This window comes from Halobellus marinus, from assembly GCF_032113415.1.
Taxonomy (GTDB): domain Archaea; phylum Halobacteriota; class Halobacteria; order Halobacteriales; family Haloferacaceae; genus Haloquadratum; species Haloquadratum marinus.
The window spans coordinates 596,186-611,384 of the sequence record NZ_CP134946.1; the positions used below are offsets into that span (position 1 = coordinate 596,186).

The window sequence follows — 15,199 nt, forward strand, 5'->3', positions numbered from 1 at the left end:
ATACTGGGTGGTATTTAACGGTGATGGACTGAAATCGTGGGACTTCTGTCTGACAGGACGGGACGGAAGTAACGCTCTTGTCACTTCGCCGTAAGAGTCGACCGTGCCACTCAACAGACGGTACGTCCTCGGTGGCCTGTTCGTCCTCGCTGGACTGCTCGCGTCGGTCCTCCTCCAGTCGGTGCTGGGGACCGTCTTCTTCGCCGTCACGGTCGCGTACGTGCTCTGGCCGCTCCGCAGAGAGTTGGTCGCCCGCGGTCAGTCGCGCCGGATCGCAAGCGCGGGCGCGACCTTCGGTGCGTTCCTGATGGCGCTTTTCGTCTTCGTTCCGCTCGTCGTGGTCGTCTACTTCCGTTCCGACTCGCTTGTGGCGCTTCTCGGGTTGCTGCCCGACGATCTCGCTATCTCCCTTTTCGGGTTCGAGTACGCGCTCACGCTCGAGGCCGTCAGCGAATTTACGATCCTGGTCATCGAGCGGGCGGCGCGCCGTGCGGCCACAGCAGCCCCCGTTCTCGTCATCAAAGTCACCGTCTTCGTCTTTCTGGTGTACTCGCTTCTGTTCTACGGTGAAGACGCCCAGCGTGCCGTGATCGCGCTCGTTCCCTCCGCCTATCACGACGCCGCGAGGGCGCTGAACGACCGCGCCAGGGAGACACTGTTCGCCATCTACGTGCTGCAGGCCGCGACTGCGCTCGGAACGTTCGTCCTCGCGCTCCCGGTGTTCTTCTTCCTCGGGTACGAGGCAGTGATCGCTTTAGCGACCGTATCGGCGGTCCTCCAGTTCATCCCGATCGTCGGTCCGAGTGTCCTGCTCGCGGGGCTTGCGGCGTACCACGTCGCCGTCGGCGAACTGCTGCGGGGAGTGGCCGTCTTCCTGGTCGGCGGATTCGTGATCGCTCTGCTACCCGACGTTCTCATCCGTCCCCGACTCGCCCGCCAGACCGCCGACATTCCCGGGAGTCTCTACTTCATCGGCTTCTTCGGCGGCGTGCTTACGCTCGGCCCCATCGGCGTCGTCGCGGGACCGCTGGCCGTCGGGTTGTTCGTGGAGTCGGCGACGCTCCTGTCACGGGAACTGCACCCGGGCGAGTCTGCGGCCCTGGCTGACGACGATGCGCGGAGCGGCGAATCCACGGAGGGCCCCAGCGACTCGGCGTAGGCCCTCTGGCCGGGATACCGGACTCCGTACTATCTGCTCCGAGTGGACGATGGCATCGACGCCGGCGCTCGCTGACCGATTATCAGGAACGACATTTTGAACCGCACCTTTTAGTTGCGGGGGGCTCAGTCCCCGATATGTCCGAAGCTTTCGACCCAAAGCCCGCTTCGTCCGGTTCGTGGTCGGTACTCACGCGCGAAACCTGGGAGACCCAAGACGAACTGTTAGTCGCACTCACTGATGCGGTCCGTGGGATCGATGGGATCGACGACGGTCTGACCCTCTCCGACTCCGTCGACATCGAGGCCGTGATCGCGGCGTTGTTGCCCGATCAGCGGTCACGCGGCGTCTCCGAGATCCGGTTCGAGATCGACGGGTACGAGATCCGCGTTATCCGGGACGGCGTCATCGCTGCGCAATCGACTTCCGGCGCATCGAAGCCGCTCTCGGCGTAAATTCCGTCTCACTTTCGCCGGCTCTCAGGTCTCCAGTTTCCCGCTTCCTTTCTCGCGTCTGTCTCTCGCCCCACACTACTCGTATTCGCTGCCGACGACCTCGCGGATCCGTTCTGCGGTCACCTCGCCGACGCCGTCGACCGCCCGGAGGTCCTCCTCCCGGGCGGTCATCACTGCCTCGACGGTGCCGAACTCGTCGAGTAGCGACTGAGCGGTCACCGGGCCGATGTCGGCGATCGCCGAGACGACGTACTCCTGCTGTTCTGCCAGCGTCTTCGCGCTCTTCTCCCCGTGGACGCTCACGGTCCGATCCCGCTCGGTCTGCTCGCGCTCGGCGATCGTCAGCAGGAGTTCCGCGGTTTCCCCTTCGTCGCCGGTCTGTAGGACGCTCACGTCGAAATCGACCGCCAGCGAGGCGAGCGCTCCTCGGATCGCGCCCGGGTGGACGTTGCGCTCCTCGTAGAGTCCCTCGCCTTCGAGTATCAAGACGGGGCGAGCGTACGCGCGGGCGAGGTCGCCGATCTGCTCGAACAGGGAGCGCTCGCCGTCCAGGAGCGTATCCAGGAAGTCCGAAACCGACTTCCGCTCGACGGCGACGCGGTCCGAGAGCACGTAGTCACCGACCGCGAGCGTCTCCAGGCGGGTCCGGACGCCGTCGCGCTTCGAGAGGTCTTTCGCCACTGCGGCGTCGAGTTCGCGCTGGTCGACGACGATTTCTGTCTCCGCTTCGTCGCCCTCGGCGGTGGCGACGATGCCGTCGTCGGTCCCGGCTTCGTCTTCACTCTCGGGTTCGGCGTCGACGCCCGCTTCCTCCGGCGTCTCGCTTTCGGTGTCGCTTTCGCCGTCCCGTTCGTCCCCGCGGGCTCGATCGACTTCCTCCGCGGTCAGGCCGAAGTCCGTCAGGCCAGCCTGTCCGTTCGACTGGGCCGTCGATCGAGACGCCGATTCGCCCCCTGAATCGGCTGCGACAGCTGCCGTGGCGTCGGCGTCCGCTCCGGTTCCCTCGCTGTCGGTGTCATCGGCATCGACGTCAGCCCCACCTTCGCTGTCGGTGTCATCAGCGTCGATGCCGGTTCCCTCACCGTCGCTGTCGGTGCCGCTACCCTCGGCTCCGTCGGGGTCGCTGTCGCCGTCGCTATCGTCGTACGCCTCCAGGTCCCGCTGGGGCGGATCGAGTTCCGACTCGATGTCGCCGACGACGCTTTTCAGCTCCCGAAGCTCTGACTCCATCTCCTTCTCGCGCCGGCGGGAGATCCAGAAGTACGCCTCGTCTCTGGTGTCCTCTGCCAGCAGGACGACGACGCGACCCTCGGCCTGTCGGCCGGTCCGCCCCTTCCGCTGGATGGAGCGGATGGCCGTCGGCACGGGCTCGAAGAAGAGCACCAGGTCGACCTCGGGGACGTCCAGTCCCTCCTCGGCGACGGACGTCGAGACCAGCACCTCGAACTCCCCGGCCCGGAAGTCGTCGAGGGTTTCCTGCTGTTCCGTCTGTGTCATCCCCTCGGAACTCTCCTTGTCGCCCTGCCCGACGAACCGGCGGACGTCGAACGACGCCGAGAGAAAGTCCGTCAGCGCCTCGGCGGTGTCGCGGGACTCGGTGAAGACGATGACGCGCTCGCCGCCCTCGATGCCGAGCGTCTGCGCGAGCAGGATCCGCGCCCGCGAGAACTTGGGGTGGGTGCCGTCGAACGATTCGGCGAGTCGCATCGCCTCCCGAACCTTCGGTTCGGCGACGAGCCGCTGGCTGGCTTTCGAGGCGCCAGACGACCGCGCGGCGTTCCGCTGGCGCTCGAAGTAGCGGCAGACCGATTCGACGGACTGCGTCTCGACGAGTTCGACCGCCCGCCGGAGCTTCATCACCTCCGCGTGCGTCGACATCCCCTTGTAGCCCTCGGATTTGTCGGCGTTCATCAACTCCTGTAACTTCCCGCGCATCCGGTTCAACTGCTTCTGTGAGACGTCGGGCTGGGTCGTGTTCGTCACCCCCAGCGACTTCAGTTTCTGGAGGCGGTCTTTGATCACCTCGTTGAGCGCGTCGCGGATCTGGAGGATCTCGTCGGGCAACTCGATCCGCTCCCACTCCACGGAGGTGTCGTGGGTGTACTCGTCGACGTCGGCGTCATCTTCGGTCATCACCTCGACCTGATCGATGCCGAGGTTCTGACACACCTGTAAGATCGCCTCCTTGTCGCCACCGGGCGAGGCGCTCATCCCGGTCACGAGCGGGTTCTCGGCGTCGGCGTGGTACCGCTCGGCGATGTAGACGTACGCGTAGTCGCCGCTGGCACGGTGGCACTCGTCGAACGTCAGGTGAGTGACCTCCGCAAGCGAGATGCGACTGCCGACGAGGTCGTTTTCGACCACCTGCGGCGTCGCAATGACGATCCGCGCGTCGGTCCACCGGTCGGCCCTGTCCTCCGGGCGGATCTCGCCGGTGAAGACGACGATCTCCTCGTCGGGGATCTCCAGGGCCTCGCGGTAGAACTCGGCGTGTTGCTGGACGAGCGGTTTCGTCGGCGCCAGAAAGAGCACCTTCCCGCCCACCTCCTGCAGCCGGTGGGCGGTCACGAGCAGGCTAACGGTGGTTTTGCCAAGCCCGGTCGGCAGACAGACGAGCGTGTGCGACTCCCGTGCGGTCCCCGCCAGCCGGATCTGGTAGAGTCGGCGTTCGATAAAGTCCGGACGCAGGAGCGGGTGGTCCACGTACGCGGGGTCGTTGGTGGCCGCCATCACGCCCGATACGGCGCCATCGCTGTTAAGGGTTCGCCGACGACGGTGAAAGTGAAGCCGGACACGTACGGACGCCTGTCTGGTGGATCGGCGGCGGGGAGTTCAGCGCGGGTGTGATCGAGCTATCCCTTCCGCTCCCCGTCTCCGAACTCGTACCCGAACGGTTCCCCGGTCTCCGTTTCGACGTAGGCGTCGACGCTTCCTCCCACGTCGTCGAGATCCTCGACGGAGTCCGGCAGCGATGCTCCGACGAGATCCGCCCACTCCGAAAGGTTCTGACCGCGGTTGTGACGGCTCATAACTTCCCTCGGCAGTAAAACTCTTCGCGAACGTATATAACGGTTGTGCTGGTTTTCGGTGGGTGCCGCCGATCGGCTAGATTATCTGTTCGCCGTCGTCGTACAGTTCGATCGCGTCGACCGGACAGGCGCGGGCGGCGAACTCCGCGTCGAGTTCGGCGCCGTCCGGGACCTCGCGCTCGAAGACGCCCTCCTCGAGTTCCTCCCCGCCGGCGAGTTCTGCCTTGCCGGCGTCGACGTTCTTCTCGAAGGCGTCCCACTCCTCGACACACTGGAACATCCCGATGCAGGTCTCCCGATCGTAGCGGATCTTCATACGCGCCGTTCGTCCACCGGGCACATATCCTTGGCGCCGTACCGGTAGCCCTCGTCGACATCGTCGAACTCGCGCCGAACAACTCGGCTACTCTCCGACCGTTTAAATCCGAGCACGGCGTAGCCGGCCGTAATGGAACCGGAGGAGGTGCCCGAACTGCCCGCCGATGTCTCCGACCACCTGCGTGAGGAGGGAATCGAGGAGCTCTATCCGCCGCAGACGGCCGCCGTCGAGGCCGGGGTCACCCGCGGCGAGAGTCTCGTCGCCGCGGTCCCGACCGCCTCGGGGAAGACGCTAATCGCGGAACTGGCGATGCTGTCGAGCGTCGCCCGCGGGGTCTCCGAGCCGCGCTCGGACGGCTCGGAAGAACCGCCGGGCGGTTCTTCCGGCGGCAAGGCCCTCTACATCGTCCCGCTGCGGGCGCTCGCCTCCGAGAAGAAAGCGGAATTCGAGCGCTGGGAGGCGTACGGCTTCGACGTGGGCGTCTCGACGGGCAACTACGACGCCGACGGCGAGTGGCTGGCCTCGCAGGACATCATCGTCGCCACCTCCGAGAAGGTCGACTCCCTGATCCGCAACGGCGCGGCGTGGATCGACGACCTCTCCTGCGTCGTCGCCGACGAGGTTCACCTGGTCGACGACGCGGGCCGCGGCCCCACGCTCGAAGTGACGCTCGGGAAACTCCGCACGCTCAACCCCGGACTGCAGGTCGTGGCGCTCTCGGCGACCGTCGGCAACGCCGATGTCATCGCCGAGTGGCTCGACGCCGAACTGATCGAATCGGCGTGGCGGCCGATCGACCTCCGGACGGGCGTCCACTACGGCAACGCGATCACGTTCGACGACGGCAGTCAACGCGAGGTCCGGGTCGAGTCCGGCGGGCGACCCACGGCCGCGCTCGTGGACGATGCGCTCGACGGGGACGACTCTGCAGACGGAGACGACTCTGCAAGCGGGGACGCACGCGATGCCGACTCCACCGAAACGGTCTCGGCCACCGACCAGGGCTCCTCGCTCGTCTTCGTGAACTCCCGGCGGAACGCCGAGGCGGCGGCCAAGCGACTGCGCGACGTCACCGAGCGGCACCTCACCGACGACGAGCGCGGGCAACTCGCGGAACTCGCCGCAGAGATCCGGGACGTCTCGGACGCCGAAACCAGCGACACCCTCGCCGACTGCGTCGCGAAGGGGGCGGCGTTCCACCACGCCGGCCTGGCCGCCGAGCACCGCTCGCTCGTCGAGGACGCGTTTCGGGACCGCCTCGTCAAGTGTATCTCGGCGACGCCGACGCTCGCGGCCGGCGTCAACACGCCCAGCCGCCGGGTGATCGTCCGGGACTGGCGGCGCTACGACGGCGAGTTCGGCGGGATGAAACCGCTCGACGTCCTCGAAATCCACCAGATGATGGGCCGCGCCGGCCGGCCGGGTCTCGACCCCTACGGCGAGGCCGTGCTGCTGGCGAAGGACGCCGACACGCGCGATGAACTGTTCGAGCGATACATCTGGGCGGACCCGGAGCCGATCCGCTCGAAACTGGCCGCCGAGCCGGCGCTCCGGACGCACGTCCTCGCGACCGTCGCCTCCGGGTTCGCCCACACCCGCTCGGGGCTGCTCGACTTCCTCGATCGGACCCTGTACGCCACCCAGACCGACGAGTCCGGTCGGCTGGAGACGGTCGCCGACGACGTCCTCGCGTATCTCGACCGCAACGGATTCCTCGAGCGCGAGGACGGGTCGCTGACGGCGACGAGTATCGGACACACGGTCTCGCGGCTCTACCTCGATCCGATGACCGCCGCGGAGATCATCGACGGCCTGGAGTGGGCCGAATCGAACCGGGGGGAGATGATCCGCGCGCTCGCGGGCGGCGACGCAGACGGGGACGGCAGCGGGTCGCCCGCCGCTGGGCAGGTCGACCGCGACGGCCCGGATGGAGATGCGCCCGGCTTCCAGCGCGCCAGCGAGTTGGCGTCGTCGACGCCCGACGGCGACGCGAGACCGGAGACGAAACCGGTCGGCGACGAGGCGGAGACGTCCGACGGGGCAGAGTCAGCGCCGACTGACGAACCCACCTACCCGACCGCGCTCGGCCTCTTTCATCTCGTTTCCCGGACGCCGGATATGTACCAGCTGTACCTCAAATCCGGTGACCGCGAGACGTACACCGAGGTGTGTTACGAGCGCGAATCGGAACTGCTCGGCCGGACGCCCTCCGAGTACGAGGACGTCCGCTTCGAGGAGTGGCTCTCGGCGCTGAAGACGGCGAAGCTCCTGGAGGACTGGACCAACGAGGTCGACGAGGACCGGATCACCGAGCGGTACGGCGTCGGCCCGGGCGACATCCGCGGGAAAGTCGAGACCGCCGAGTGGCTGCTGGGGGCCGCAGAGCAACTCGCCGGCGAACTCGGCCTGCCGGTCGTGCCCGTCCGCGAGGCGAAAAAGCGCGTCGAGTACGGCGTTCGCGAGGAACTCCTGGATCTCGCGGGAATCCGCGGCGTCGGTCGGAAGCGCGCCCGGCGGCTCTACGAGGCGGGCATTGAGACGCGCGCGGAACTCCGCGAGGCGGACAAATCCGTGATCCTCCGGGCGCTCCGGGGCCGTCGCAAGACCGCCGAGAACATCTTAGAGAACGTCGGGCGGCAGGACCCGTCGATGGACGAGGTCTCCGAGGCCGACGGCGGCGGAGAGTCGGCGTCGACCACAGAGATCTCCACCGGCCCGGAGGGGCGAGAGCACGAAGGTGGCGAGTCCGACCCCGAAGAACAGGCCAGCCTGGGTGATTTCGGGTGAGAGCGAGAGCGTCGGGCGATGGAGGTGAACCCGAATGAGGCTCGTCGAGGGCACGGTGGCCGTCGACGACGTCGACGCGTTCGTCGCGACGATCGGCGAGATCGCCGCCGAGACCGGCGCGACGATCCAGGCGTTCGACGCCCGGTACGTCGTGAGCGAACGCCACCTCGAACGCGCCGTCGAGTTGGCCGACAGAGCCATCGAACGCGGCGAGAACGTCGCCCGCGACCGGGCGGTCGAGATCCTGCTGTACGCCGCCGGCCGCCGGCAGATCAGCGACGCGCTCGAACTCGGCGTCTCCGCCGGTGAGAACCGCGTCGTCGTCCTCGTCGACGCCCCGAGCGGAGGATCGTCTGCATCGGGCGACGAGCCCGAGGGAGCCGGTAGCGGCGACAGAACGGAGCCGATGGATCCGGACACCGCGGAGGCGGCCGCAGCTGACGCGATTCGATCGCGCGTCCTCGATAGTGTCGAGCCGACACTCGGGGAGTACGACCCCGAGCGCGTCCGCGAGTACTACGATATCGACGGCGCCGAACTCGCCGTCGTCGACGGCGATCTGGCGTCGCTGGTCCTCGAACGGGTGGCGTTGCTCGTCGTCGAGAAGTGAACCGGATCCGCCGTTTCGATTGCGCCCCCCGGGATGGCATCTCCGGGAGTCTCCCTCGGACGGGATTGCAGTGCAGACGGCGAGTCGGTAGGGTCGCCATAGTTATCTCCGTCCCTGCCCTTCCTGGCGGTATGGACACACTCTTACCGGCGTTCATCGGAATCCCAGGCGGTCCGGAAATGCTCGTTATACTCCTCCTCGTCGTGCTGCTCTTCGGCGCAGACAAACTCCCGAAACTCGCTCGCTCTTCCGGGCAGGCGATGGGTGAATTCAAGCGGGGACGTGACCAGATCGAAGACGACATCAGAGAGGCCGCCGAGGCGACGCCGGACCGCACCGACGTGGAGTCGGCCGAACGCGTCTGATACTCCCTGAAATACGTCCGTACAAACTCTCTTCGGCCTTTTTTGACAAGTCATCTGCAACGGGGAGTCCGACAGTCTGCATCGACACGAGGTAGCCGAAAGGCGCCACTCGGAACCGACACCGATTTTCTCCCACAGTCTCACTCCTCCAGTTGATTCTGCGACCGATCGCCCGCTGTCGCTCCCGGATGCGTGTTTATCGAGAAGCGAGGAGAAGGCCTCGCGCTTCAGCGCGGGGATCACTCACCCGTCTCAGGGATATTCTGCGAGCTCCTGCGGCGGTTCGATCTCCGGCGGCACCGCGGTGCTTCCGATGAGTGTCCGCCGGTCGCGGATCGTGTGGATGACGCCAGCGGCTGTGAACGATACGGCGACGAACACCGCGTATCCGAACCCACCCACGTACGAGAACGGGGGAAATCCGAGCGCCGCGACCACGACCAGAACCGACAGGACGCTCCCCAATATGAGGTAGAACTGACTCCACGGGATGTCGTCCTGTGGCACCACGTCGAGGTAGACCTCGAACGTCTGAACGTGGTCAGTGACCGCGACCGTCCCCCGGTCTTTGTCGTACTCGATGACGCCGAGTCGATCCATCGTCGGGAGGTGTGTCTGGTGCAGCGCGGTATACACCCGTTTTCGCTGTTTCGGTGTCACCACCCGCCGCTCGATATGGTGTTCCCACGCCGCGATCTGCTCGGAGAGGTCGCGGACCGTCACTGGGCCGTCTACCTGCGTCAGGTAATGGAGCACGTACCGACGCCGCCGACTGCCCAGCGTCTTGAAAACCGTCTCCCGAGACAGTTCACCGTCGTCCGGGGAGTCCGTGTTCTCGCCGGTCTCTTTCGGCTTCGATATTTGACCCCAACCATTCATATTACTCTATTGATGGTTGTGGATATGAATCTACCTACCGTGGAATATGGTAGTCTTACCCAGGGTAGCCTGGCGGGATCATACTGTCGGCTGTTGCAAGATGCTGTAGCGTTCGCAACTGATCGCACACTCGATCGCAGGACTGTGTGACCGGTGAGCAAAGACGCGCGACTGATCCTATTGGCGCCTCCGGGGGTCGCGAAATCCTTCACAGACGCACAGCAGACAGGATGAGGTCCTCGTGGCGGATATGCCGATCATACCTATGCGTTTTGCTGGCCCTATCGGAGACAGAGATGATCCGACAGTCTCCGATATCGTTTATGACACGCATTCGCCGCCCGGAGTACACTGGTGCCAACCGGTGTCTCCCCTGCACCGCCGTCAACCTCGCCCTCGCAGCGGCGCTCGCCGGTGTGGTGGCGCTCGTCTCGCCCCCAGTCGCCACCGTCGTCGCTGCTGTGGCGTTCGCGAGCATCTACGTTCGCGGCTACCTCGTCCCCGGGACGCCCGAACTCACGAGACGATACCTCCCCGACCGGGTACTCGCGTGGTTCGGGAAGGTCGACGCTCCGGGAGCTTCCGGAGCTGTCGACTTCGACGTAGTTTCGTTTCTCGACCGGTCCGGAGTCGTGGTGGACGACGGCGACGACGTCGTACTCGCATCGAACTTCGAGCACAGCTTCGAGACGGCCGCATTCGCCCTCGACAGCGAGGCGGCGATGACCGCGGTCGCATCCGACCTGCTCGCTGTCGACCCCGACCGCGTGTCGTTCGTCGCCAGCGGTACGTCGTGGCGCGTCCTGGTCGACGGTTCGGTACTCGGTCAGTGGGAGTCGCGGGCCGCGTTCGTCGCCGACCTCGCCGCCCACCGGGCGCTCTCGGAGTGGACCGGCGATTGGGTGTCGGTGCCGGACGCCGCCCGCGGCCGGACGCTCTCTGCGGTCCGCGCCTGTCTCGAAATCTGCCCACTCTGTGCGGGTGACATCCGACTCGGGACCGAGACGGTGCGCTCCTGCTGCCGCGAGTACGAAGTCGTCGCAGCCACCTGTGTCGACTGCGATGCCCGGCTTTTCGAGACCGACGCGCGGACCGTCGCTGCCGCGGAGTGACCGACGATACGGCGTGCCGAGGAAACGGGGAATCGACTTTCTGAGCGACGAAACTGGCATTTCTGCCGCGTCTTCGCTAAGGGGGTACGGACAGCACGTCCGGGCGTTCCGAACTATAGTAGCGTTTGCAACTGATTGCCCATCCGATCGCCAGACAGCGGGCGATCGGATGAGAGAAGAATTGCAAACGCTACTATATCTTTCGGCGATCTCGGACGTGTTCGTATACTCGCTCCCGGAGCGGTCCCGGTTGGCTCCCGAGCGACGGAGCCCGCTGTCGTCTCCTCAAACGCTCCCGATACTGTCTCTCGACCGAACGGGGAAGCAACAAGTCGTCCTGTCGGACGGCCGTCTGTGCAGTCGCTCGCACCCTCACCCCGAGAATATTCAACGTGGGACGGCCAACACGCTCAGAACAGGCGGTCCCAGGCCCGCGTGACTCGCCCGCGCGCACCGAGTCGCGCGGCCGCAAGCTGGTAGGTCGTCGAGAGGGCGAAGAGCACGAGGAACGCCGTCGAGGGGACGAGCGGATCGACGGCGGCGAAGCCGGGGATCGAAGCGAGCGACGCGACCGTGGCAAACAGCCCCACGACGCCGAGCGCGCGGTAGTACTCTCCCCAGGTCACGCCTGCACGCGTAGTGACATCCATATAGCGGCCGAGATGCCCCGCTTGCGGACACACAGACACCAACTTTCTGTCGGGATCGTACACGACGAGCCCGAGATCGGCCATCTTCGGGAGATGCGTCTGGTGGAGCGCGTTGTAGACGCTCTCGCGGTGCGCCCGCGGTGCGGGGCTCTGGCCGGACTCGGTCGTAGCGATCCGCTCGGAGAGCTCACGCAGCGAGAGCGCTTCCGGGTGGGTCCACAACTCGGCGAGCGCCTCGCGCCGGCGGGCGTTACTCAGTACGTGATACACCTCCGCTTCCGGGAGTACGGACCGCTGGAACATCAGATTCTCAGAGGCGATCGCCGGGGATAGCTATGGGTCGACTGCCGTTCGGCGCCATGCGGCACGCTCACCGTACAGAACCCCGAACGAACCGTCCCAAACCGGTACGTCCACTGGACCAACTGGTATGCATACCGGATCACACCGGTATGGACGCACACCTGTTCCGGTACAGACACAGTACACGGCGGTACGGACCTCGTATCCAGCGGTCGAATCAGGCAACGAGGCCCTATAAAACGGCGATTCAGGGGCTCTAACGCCTGAATCGGCGCATAGGTAATACCCCCCGAGCTGTGGGGTAGGCTGTCCCGAAACGACCAGTGACGGTCTCACGGTCCGACGGGAGGACAAACCAATGACAAACGACAACAACTCCCAACTGTACAGCCTCTCGCGCCGCAAGATGCTCGCCGGCCTCGGTGCCGTCGGCTTCGCCTCCGCAGGAGCCGGTCTCGGTACCTCCGCGTACTTCAGCGACGAGGAGAGCTTCGAGAACAACACGCTGACAGCGGGGACGCTCGACCTCCGCGTCCAGTACGAGGCCAGCTACGACAGCGGCGGCGCAGTCGAGAATATGGCCGACACCGCGATGGGAACCCAGGATGGCGACCCCGCCGGGATGTTCTACGACCTCGGGGACGTGAAGCCGGGCGACTCCGGCCACGTCGAGTTCTGTTTCGAGATCGTGGACAACCCCGCCTACGTGTGGGCGTGCGGTGACATCTCGCAGGACGAGAACGGTATGAACGAGCCCGAGAGCGCGGTCGACGACACGCCGGACTTCGGCGAACTCGGCGACAGCATCGATGCGCGGCTCTCCTACTGCGACGTCGACGGCGAGGAACTGATCGAGGGCGAGGAGATCGTCTCCGGATCCCTCGTCGACGTGTTCGCGGCCATCGCCAACGGCGCGGCGCTCGACGGCGACGGCGTCGCCGGGCTCGCCCCCGGCGACCAGTCCCCGTACGACGAGGTCGTCGAAGCTGATCCCGACTACATCACCGGCTCGTGCCTGTGCCTCTACTGGGAGGTCCCCTTCGAGGTCGGCAACGAGATCCAGTCGGACTCGCTGACGATGGCGCTGGAGTTCCACGCGCTGCAGGCCCGCCACAATGACGGCACGACGAACCCCTGCACACCGACGGTCACTACCCGGACGGGCGAGGGCTTCGCCAAGCAGCAGGAGTTCGCCACCGAACAGGAGACCTCCTTCGCCCGCGGCCGCTACGGCAACAACGGTCCCTCGGGCTCGTGGGAAGTCGCCGTCGGCCCCGACGTCGGGAGCGCCGACACGGCCAACTACGTCTGGACGCCCGGCGACACGGTCCCGTTCAGCTACGTCTACGACGGTAGCGGGAACGCCTCGTTCACCCTCGACGGCGTAAGCGTCGGGAGCGGGATCACCGCGCCCAGCGGGAAGCTCGCGATCACGACCAAGGCCGACGAGGCCACCGTCAGCGTCGCGAACCTGGCGCTGGACCTGGACGGCACCCCGGTCACCCTCAGCGGTCCCGACGCGATCTCGGCCAGTAACGACGACGACGGTTCCGACCGCGAGGTCACGTACCTCGTGTTCGACACCGACGCCGCGGACGTGGCGAACCCGTTCACCATCAGCGGTGACGTGACCGTCGACGTCCAGGGCGACTACCCCGGCAGCGAGGAGGGCGTCGCATTCGACATCAGCGTCGAGTGATCACCCGCTGACCGGCCCTCCTCGGTGGAGACGTCCTCCGCATCGAACACACATCACGATCCACTACCACACGAACCCAATCAACAACCCACAACAATGACCAACGACCCCAAACTGTACACCCTCTCACGCCGCAAGATGCTCGCCGGCCTCGGTGCGGTCGGGCTCGCCTCCGCGGGCACCGGCCTCGGCACGAGCGCGTTCTTCTCCGACGAGGAGGAGTTCGTCGACAACTCGATCGTCGCCGGTGAACTCGACCTGCTCGTCGACTGGCAGCAGACCTACGACTTCGGCGACGGCCACACCTTCGTCAGCGCCCACCCCGATCACGACGGCGACGGCGAACAGTCGGTCGAAATCGACGGCGAAGTCGCCAAGTACAGCGACTACCCGGACGAGGAGGACGACGACAGCAACGGCGCGAACATCCCGGTGCTGAACTGCGAGAACATCCCCCCGCTGTCGGAGGCGGAGTTCGGCGTCGATCCCGTCACCGGCGAGGAGATGGACACACTCGTGCAGTTCACCGACGTGAAACCGGGCGACTCCGGCGAGATCACCTTCTCGCTACACCTCTGTGACAACCCCGGCTACCTCTGGATGCAGGCCGACAACGTCTCCGAGTCCGGCGGCGTTCACACCGAGCCCGAGATGGCGGTCGACTCCGACAACCTCCCCGACCTCGCGGGCGCCATCAACGCGCGGCTCTGGTACGACGAGGACTGTGACAACGTCTACGACGGCGCAGACCCCGTCGACATTATGCTGACACTGGACTTCTCCGGGTCGATGCTCTACGACCAGTACGGCGGCGTCGTCAGCAACGACGAGATCCAGGTCAACGGGAACACCTACGCCGAGACGACGAAGATCGACCTCGTCGAACTCGGGACCCGCCAGTTCCTCGACTACCTGCAGTCGCAGAACGCGGACGTCAACGTCGGCGTCGCGTACTTCGACGGCGAGGGCAGTGATGACGACGAGCCCCGGACCGGCATCCTCCAGCCGATGACGACGGACCTCTCGGTCGTCGACGGCGCGCTCTCCGGGCTCCGGCAGAAACTCGCGAACGTCGTCGCCGGTGGCCCCAACGACAACGTCGGGGACGACCCGAACGTGAGCGATCCCGCCGACGGCGACGGCGACCCGGACCCGTTCTCGAACGCGGACTCGATCGCGACGGGCACCTACATCGGCGAGGGCGTCGACGACGCCCAGGACGAACTCGCGAGCAACGGGCGCAGCGGCGCCGAAAAGCGCAATATCGTCCTCTCGGACGGCGAGTCGTTCAACGGAACCGGGAGCACACAGTTCTCCTCGCCGACCGGCGCCGCGGACGACGCGCGGGCGGCCTCGCCGAGCCCCGCGACCGACGTCTACACGATCAACGTCAACGGCAGTGCCAGCACGCTCCTGGCGATGGCCGGCGCGGCCGGCGAGTCGGGCGGCGACCCGGCGTTCTTCAACGACGTCGACGACCCCCTCGACATCCCGAGCGTGTTCGGGAACCTCGCAGCGCAGACGGTCGCCGAGAAGGTCATTATGCAGGACACGCTGGACAACGTCTTGGCCGCTCTGGCCGACGGCAACGGCGTCCCACTCGACGGCAACCGCGCGACGCTCTACGACGAACTAAACGACGATCCCACTGACCCCGACCGCGAGGCGTTCCGCGGCGACGGCGTGATGCACTGCGTCGCGCTGTCGTGGGAGCTTCCGTTCGAGATCGGCAACGAGGTTCAGGGCGACACGCTCGGCTTCGACCTCGGCTTCTACACCGAGCAGGAGCGCCACAACGACGGCTCCGGGCCGGAGGTGGCCGCCTGATCCCT

The 15,199-nt window shown here is 66.2% G+C and carries 13 protein-coding genes; 8 read left to right on the plus strand and 5 right to left on the minus strand.

Annotated elements, in window-relative coordinates; genetic code table 11:
- Window positions 1-103: 103 nt before the first annotated feature.
- Both RJT37_RS03035 and RJT37_RS03040 read left to right on the plus strand, forming a co-directional pair.
- Window positions 104-1,159, plus strand: coding sequence for an AI-2E family transporter (locus RJT37_RS03035; protein ID WP_313687687.1), 1,056 nt, complete (start codon window positions 104-106; stop codon window positions 1,157-1,159).
- Between the two features lie 137 nt (window positions 1,160-1,296).
- The gene (locus RJT37_RS03040; protein WP_313687689.1) at window positions 1,297-1,614 is read left to right on the plus strand and encodes a hypothetical protein; all 318 of its coding nucleotides are present in this window, start codon (window positions 1,297-1,299) and stop codon (window positions 1,612-1,614) included.
- A gap of 75 nt (window positions 1,615-1,689) precedes the next feature.
- Here RJT37_RS03040 and RJT37_RS03045 read toward each other — a convergent pair whose 3' ends face one another.
- From RJT37_RS03045 to RJT37_RS03055, 3 genes are all read right to left on the minus strand, one after another.
- Window positions 1,690-4,344: a DEAD/DEAH box helicase gene (locus RJT37_RS03045; protein ID WP_313687691.1), complete on the minus strand. Its 2,655-nt coding sequence runs from the start codon at window positions 4,342-4,344 to the stop codon at window positions 1,690-1,692.
- A gap of 122 nt (window positions 4,345-4,466) precedes the next feature.
- Window positions 4,467-4,643 carry a hypothetical protein gene (locus RJT37_RS03050; protein WP_313687693.1) on the minus strand — a complete coding sequence of 59 codons (177 nt, stop codon included), beginning with the start codon at window positions 4,641-4,643 and terminating at the stop codon, window positions 4,467-4,469.
- Between the two features lie 76 nt (window positions 4,644-4,719).
- Window positions 4,720-4,959, minus strand: a complete 240-nt coding sequence (locus RJT37_RS03055; protein ID WP_313687695.1) for a ferredoxin — start codon at window positions 4,957-4,959, stop codon at window positions 4,720-4,722.
- A 132-nt stretch (window positions 4,960-5,091) separates the two neighbouring features.
- On the opposite strand from RJT37_RS03055, the gene RJT37_RS03060 reads away from it, so the two are divergent.
- The 3 genes from RJT37_RS03060 (at window position 5,092) to RJT37_RS03070 (ending at window position 8,724) form a co-directional block, all read left to right on the plus strand.
- On the plus strand, window positions 5,092-7,749 hold the full coding sequence (locus RJT37_RS03060) for an ATP-dependent DNA helicase (protein ID WP_313687697.1): 2,658 nt from the start codon (window positions 5,092-5,094) through the stop codon (window positions 7,747-7,749).
- A 34-nt stretch (window positions 7,750-7,783) separates the two neighbouring features.
- Window positions 7,784-8,359 (plus strand): KEOPS complex subunit Cgi121, encoded by a 576-nt coding sequence (gene cgi121, locus RJT37_RS03065; RefSeq protein WP_313687699.1) that lies wholly within the window; start codon window positions 7,784-7,786, stop codon window positions 8,357-8,359.
- Window positions 8,360-8,490: 131 nt separating this feature from the next.
- The gene (locus tag RJT37_RS03070; protein ID WP_313687701.1) at window positions 8,491-8,724 is read left to right on the plus strand and encodes a Sec-independent protein translocase subunit TatA/TatB; all 234 of its coding nucleotides are present in this window, start codon (window positions 8,491-8,493) and stop codon (window positions 8,722-8,724) included.
- A gap of 252 nt (window positions 8,725-8,976) precedes the next feature.
- On the opposite strand, the gene RJT37_RS03075 is transcribed toward RJT37_RS03070, so the two are convergent.
- A complete protein-coding gene (locus tag RJT37_RS03075) occupies window positions 8,977-9,603 on the minus strand; it encodes a DUF7344 domain-containing protein (RefSeq protein ID WP_313687703.1) in 627 nt (208 codons plus the stop codon).
- A gap of 323 nt (window positions 9,604-9,926) precedes the next feature.
- Between RJT37_RS03075 and RJT37_RS03080 the strand changes: the two genes are divergently transcribed.
- A complete protein-coding gene (locus tag RJT37_RS03080) occupies window positions 9,927-10,715 on the plus strand; it encodes a DUF8054 domain-containing protein (RefSeq protein WP_313687705.1) in 789 nt (262 codons plus the stop codon).
- A 410-nt stretch (window positions 10,716-11,125) separates the two neighbouring features.
- On the opposite strand, the gene RJT37_RS03085 is transcribed toward RJT37_RS03080, so the two are convergent.
- Entirely contained in the window at window positions 11,126-11,668 is a 543-nt protein-coding gene (locus RJT37_RS03085; RefSeq protein ID WP_313687706.1) for a DUF7344 domain-containing protein, read from the minus strand.
- A gap of 358 nt (window positions 11,669-12,026) precedes the next feature.
- On the opposite strand from RJT37_RS03085, the gene RJT37_RS03090 reads away from it, so the two are divergent.
- Both RJT37_RS03090 and RJT37_RS03095 read left to right on the plus strand, forming a co-directional pair.
- On the plus strand, window positions 12,027-13,367 hold the full coding sequence (locus RJT37_RS03090) for a choice-of-anchor W domain-containing protein (RefSeq protein WP_313687708.1): 1,341 nt from the start codon (window positions 12,027-12,029) through the stop codon (window positions 13,365-13,367).
- Window positions 13,368-13,463: 96 nt separating this feature from the next.
- Window positions 13,464-15,194 carry a SipW-dependent-type signal peptide-containing protein gene (locus RJT37_RS03095; protein WP_313687710.1) on the plus strand — a complete coding sequence of 577 codons (1,731 nt, stop codon included), beginning with the start codon at window positions 13,464-13,466 and terminating at the stop codon, window positions 15,192-15,194.
- The last annotated feature ends 5 nt before the right edge of the window (window positions 15,195-15,199 follow it).

Bases quoted from the DNA above. Each gene is read 5' to 3' on its own strand.
- RJT37_RS03040 (WP_313687689.1), top strand. From the start codon at position 1,297: ATGTCCGAAGCTTTCGACCCAAAGCCCGCTTCGTCCGGTTCGTGGTCG.
- RJT37_RS03045 (WP_313687691.1), bottom strand. From the start codon at position 4,344: ATGGCGGCCACCAACGACCCCGCGTACGTGGACCACCCGCTCCTGCGT.
- RJT37_RS03050 (WP_313687693.1), bottom strand. From the start codon at position 4,643: ATGAGCCGTCACAACCGCGGTCAGAACCTTTCGGAGTGGGCGGATCTC.
- RJT37_RS03055 (WP_313687695.1), bottom strand. From the start codon at position 4,959: ATGAAGATCCGCTACGATCGGGAGACCTGCATCGGGATGTTCCAGTGT.
- RJT37_RS03060 (WP_313687697.1), top strand. From the start codon at position 5,092: ATGGAACCGGAGGAGGTGCCCGAACTGCCCGCCGATGTCTCCGACCAC.
- cgi121 (WP_313687699.1), top strand. From the start codon at position 7,784: ATGAGGCTCGTCGAGGGCACGGTGGCCGTCGACGACGTCGACGCGTTC.
- RJT37_RS03070 (WP_313687701.1), top strand. From the start codon at position 8,491: ATGGACACACTCTTACCGGCGTTCATCGGAATCCCAGGCGGTCCGGAA.
- RJT37_RS03075 (WP_313687703.1), bottom strand. From the start codon at position 9,603: ATGAATGGTTGGGGTCAAATATCGAAGCCGAAAGAGACCGGCGAGAAC.
- RJT37_RS03080 (WP_313687705.1), top strand. From the start codon at position 9,927: ATGACACGCATTCGCCGCCCGGAGTACACTGGTGCCAACCGGTGTCTC.
- RJT37_RS03085 (WP_313687706.1), bottom strand. From the start codon at position 11,668: ATGTTCCAGCGGTCCGTACTCCCGGAAGCGGAGGTGTATCACGTACTG.
- RJT37_RS03090 (WP_313687708.1), top strand. From the start codon at position 12,027: ATGACAAACGACAACAACTCCCAACTGTACAGCCTCTCGCGCCGCAAG.
- RJT37_RS03095 (WP_313687710.1), top strand. From the start codon at position 13,464: ATGACCAACGACCCCAAACTGTACACCCTCTCACGCCGCAAGATGCTC.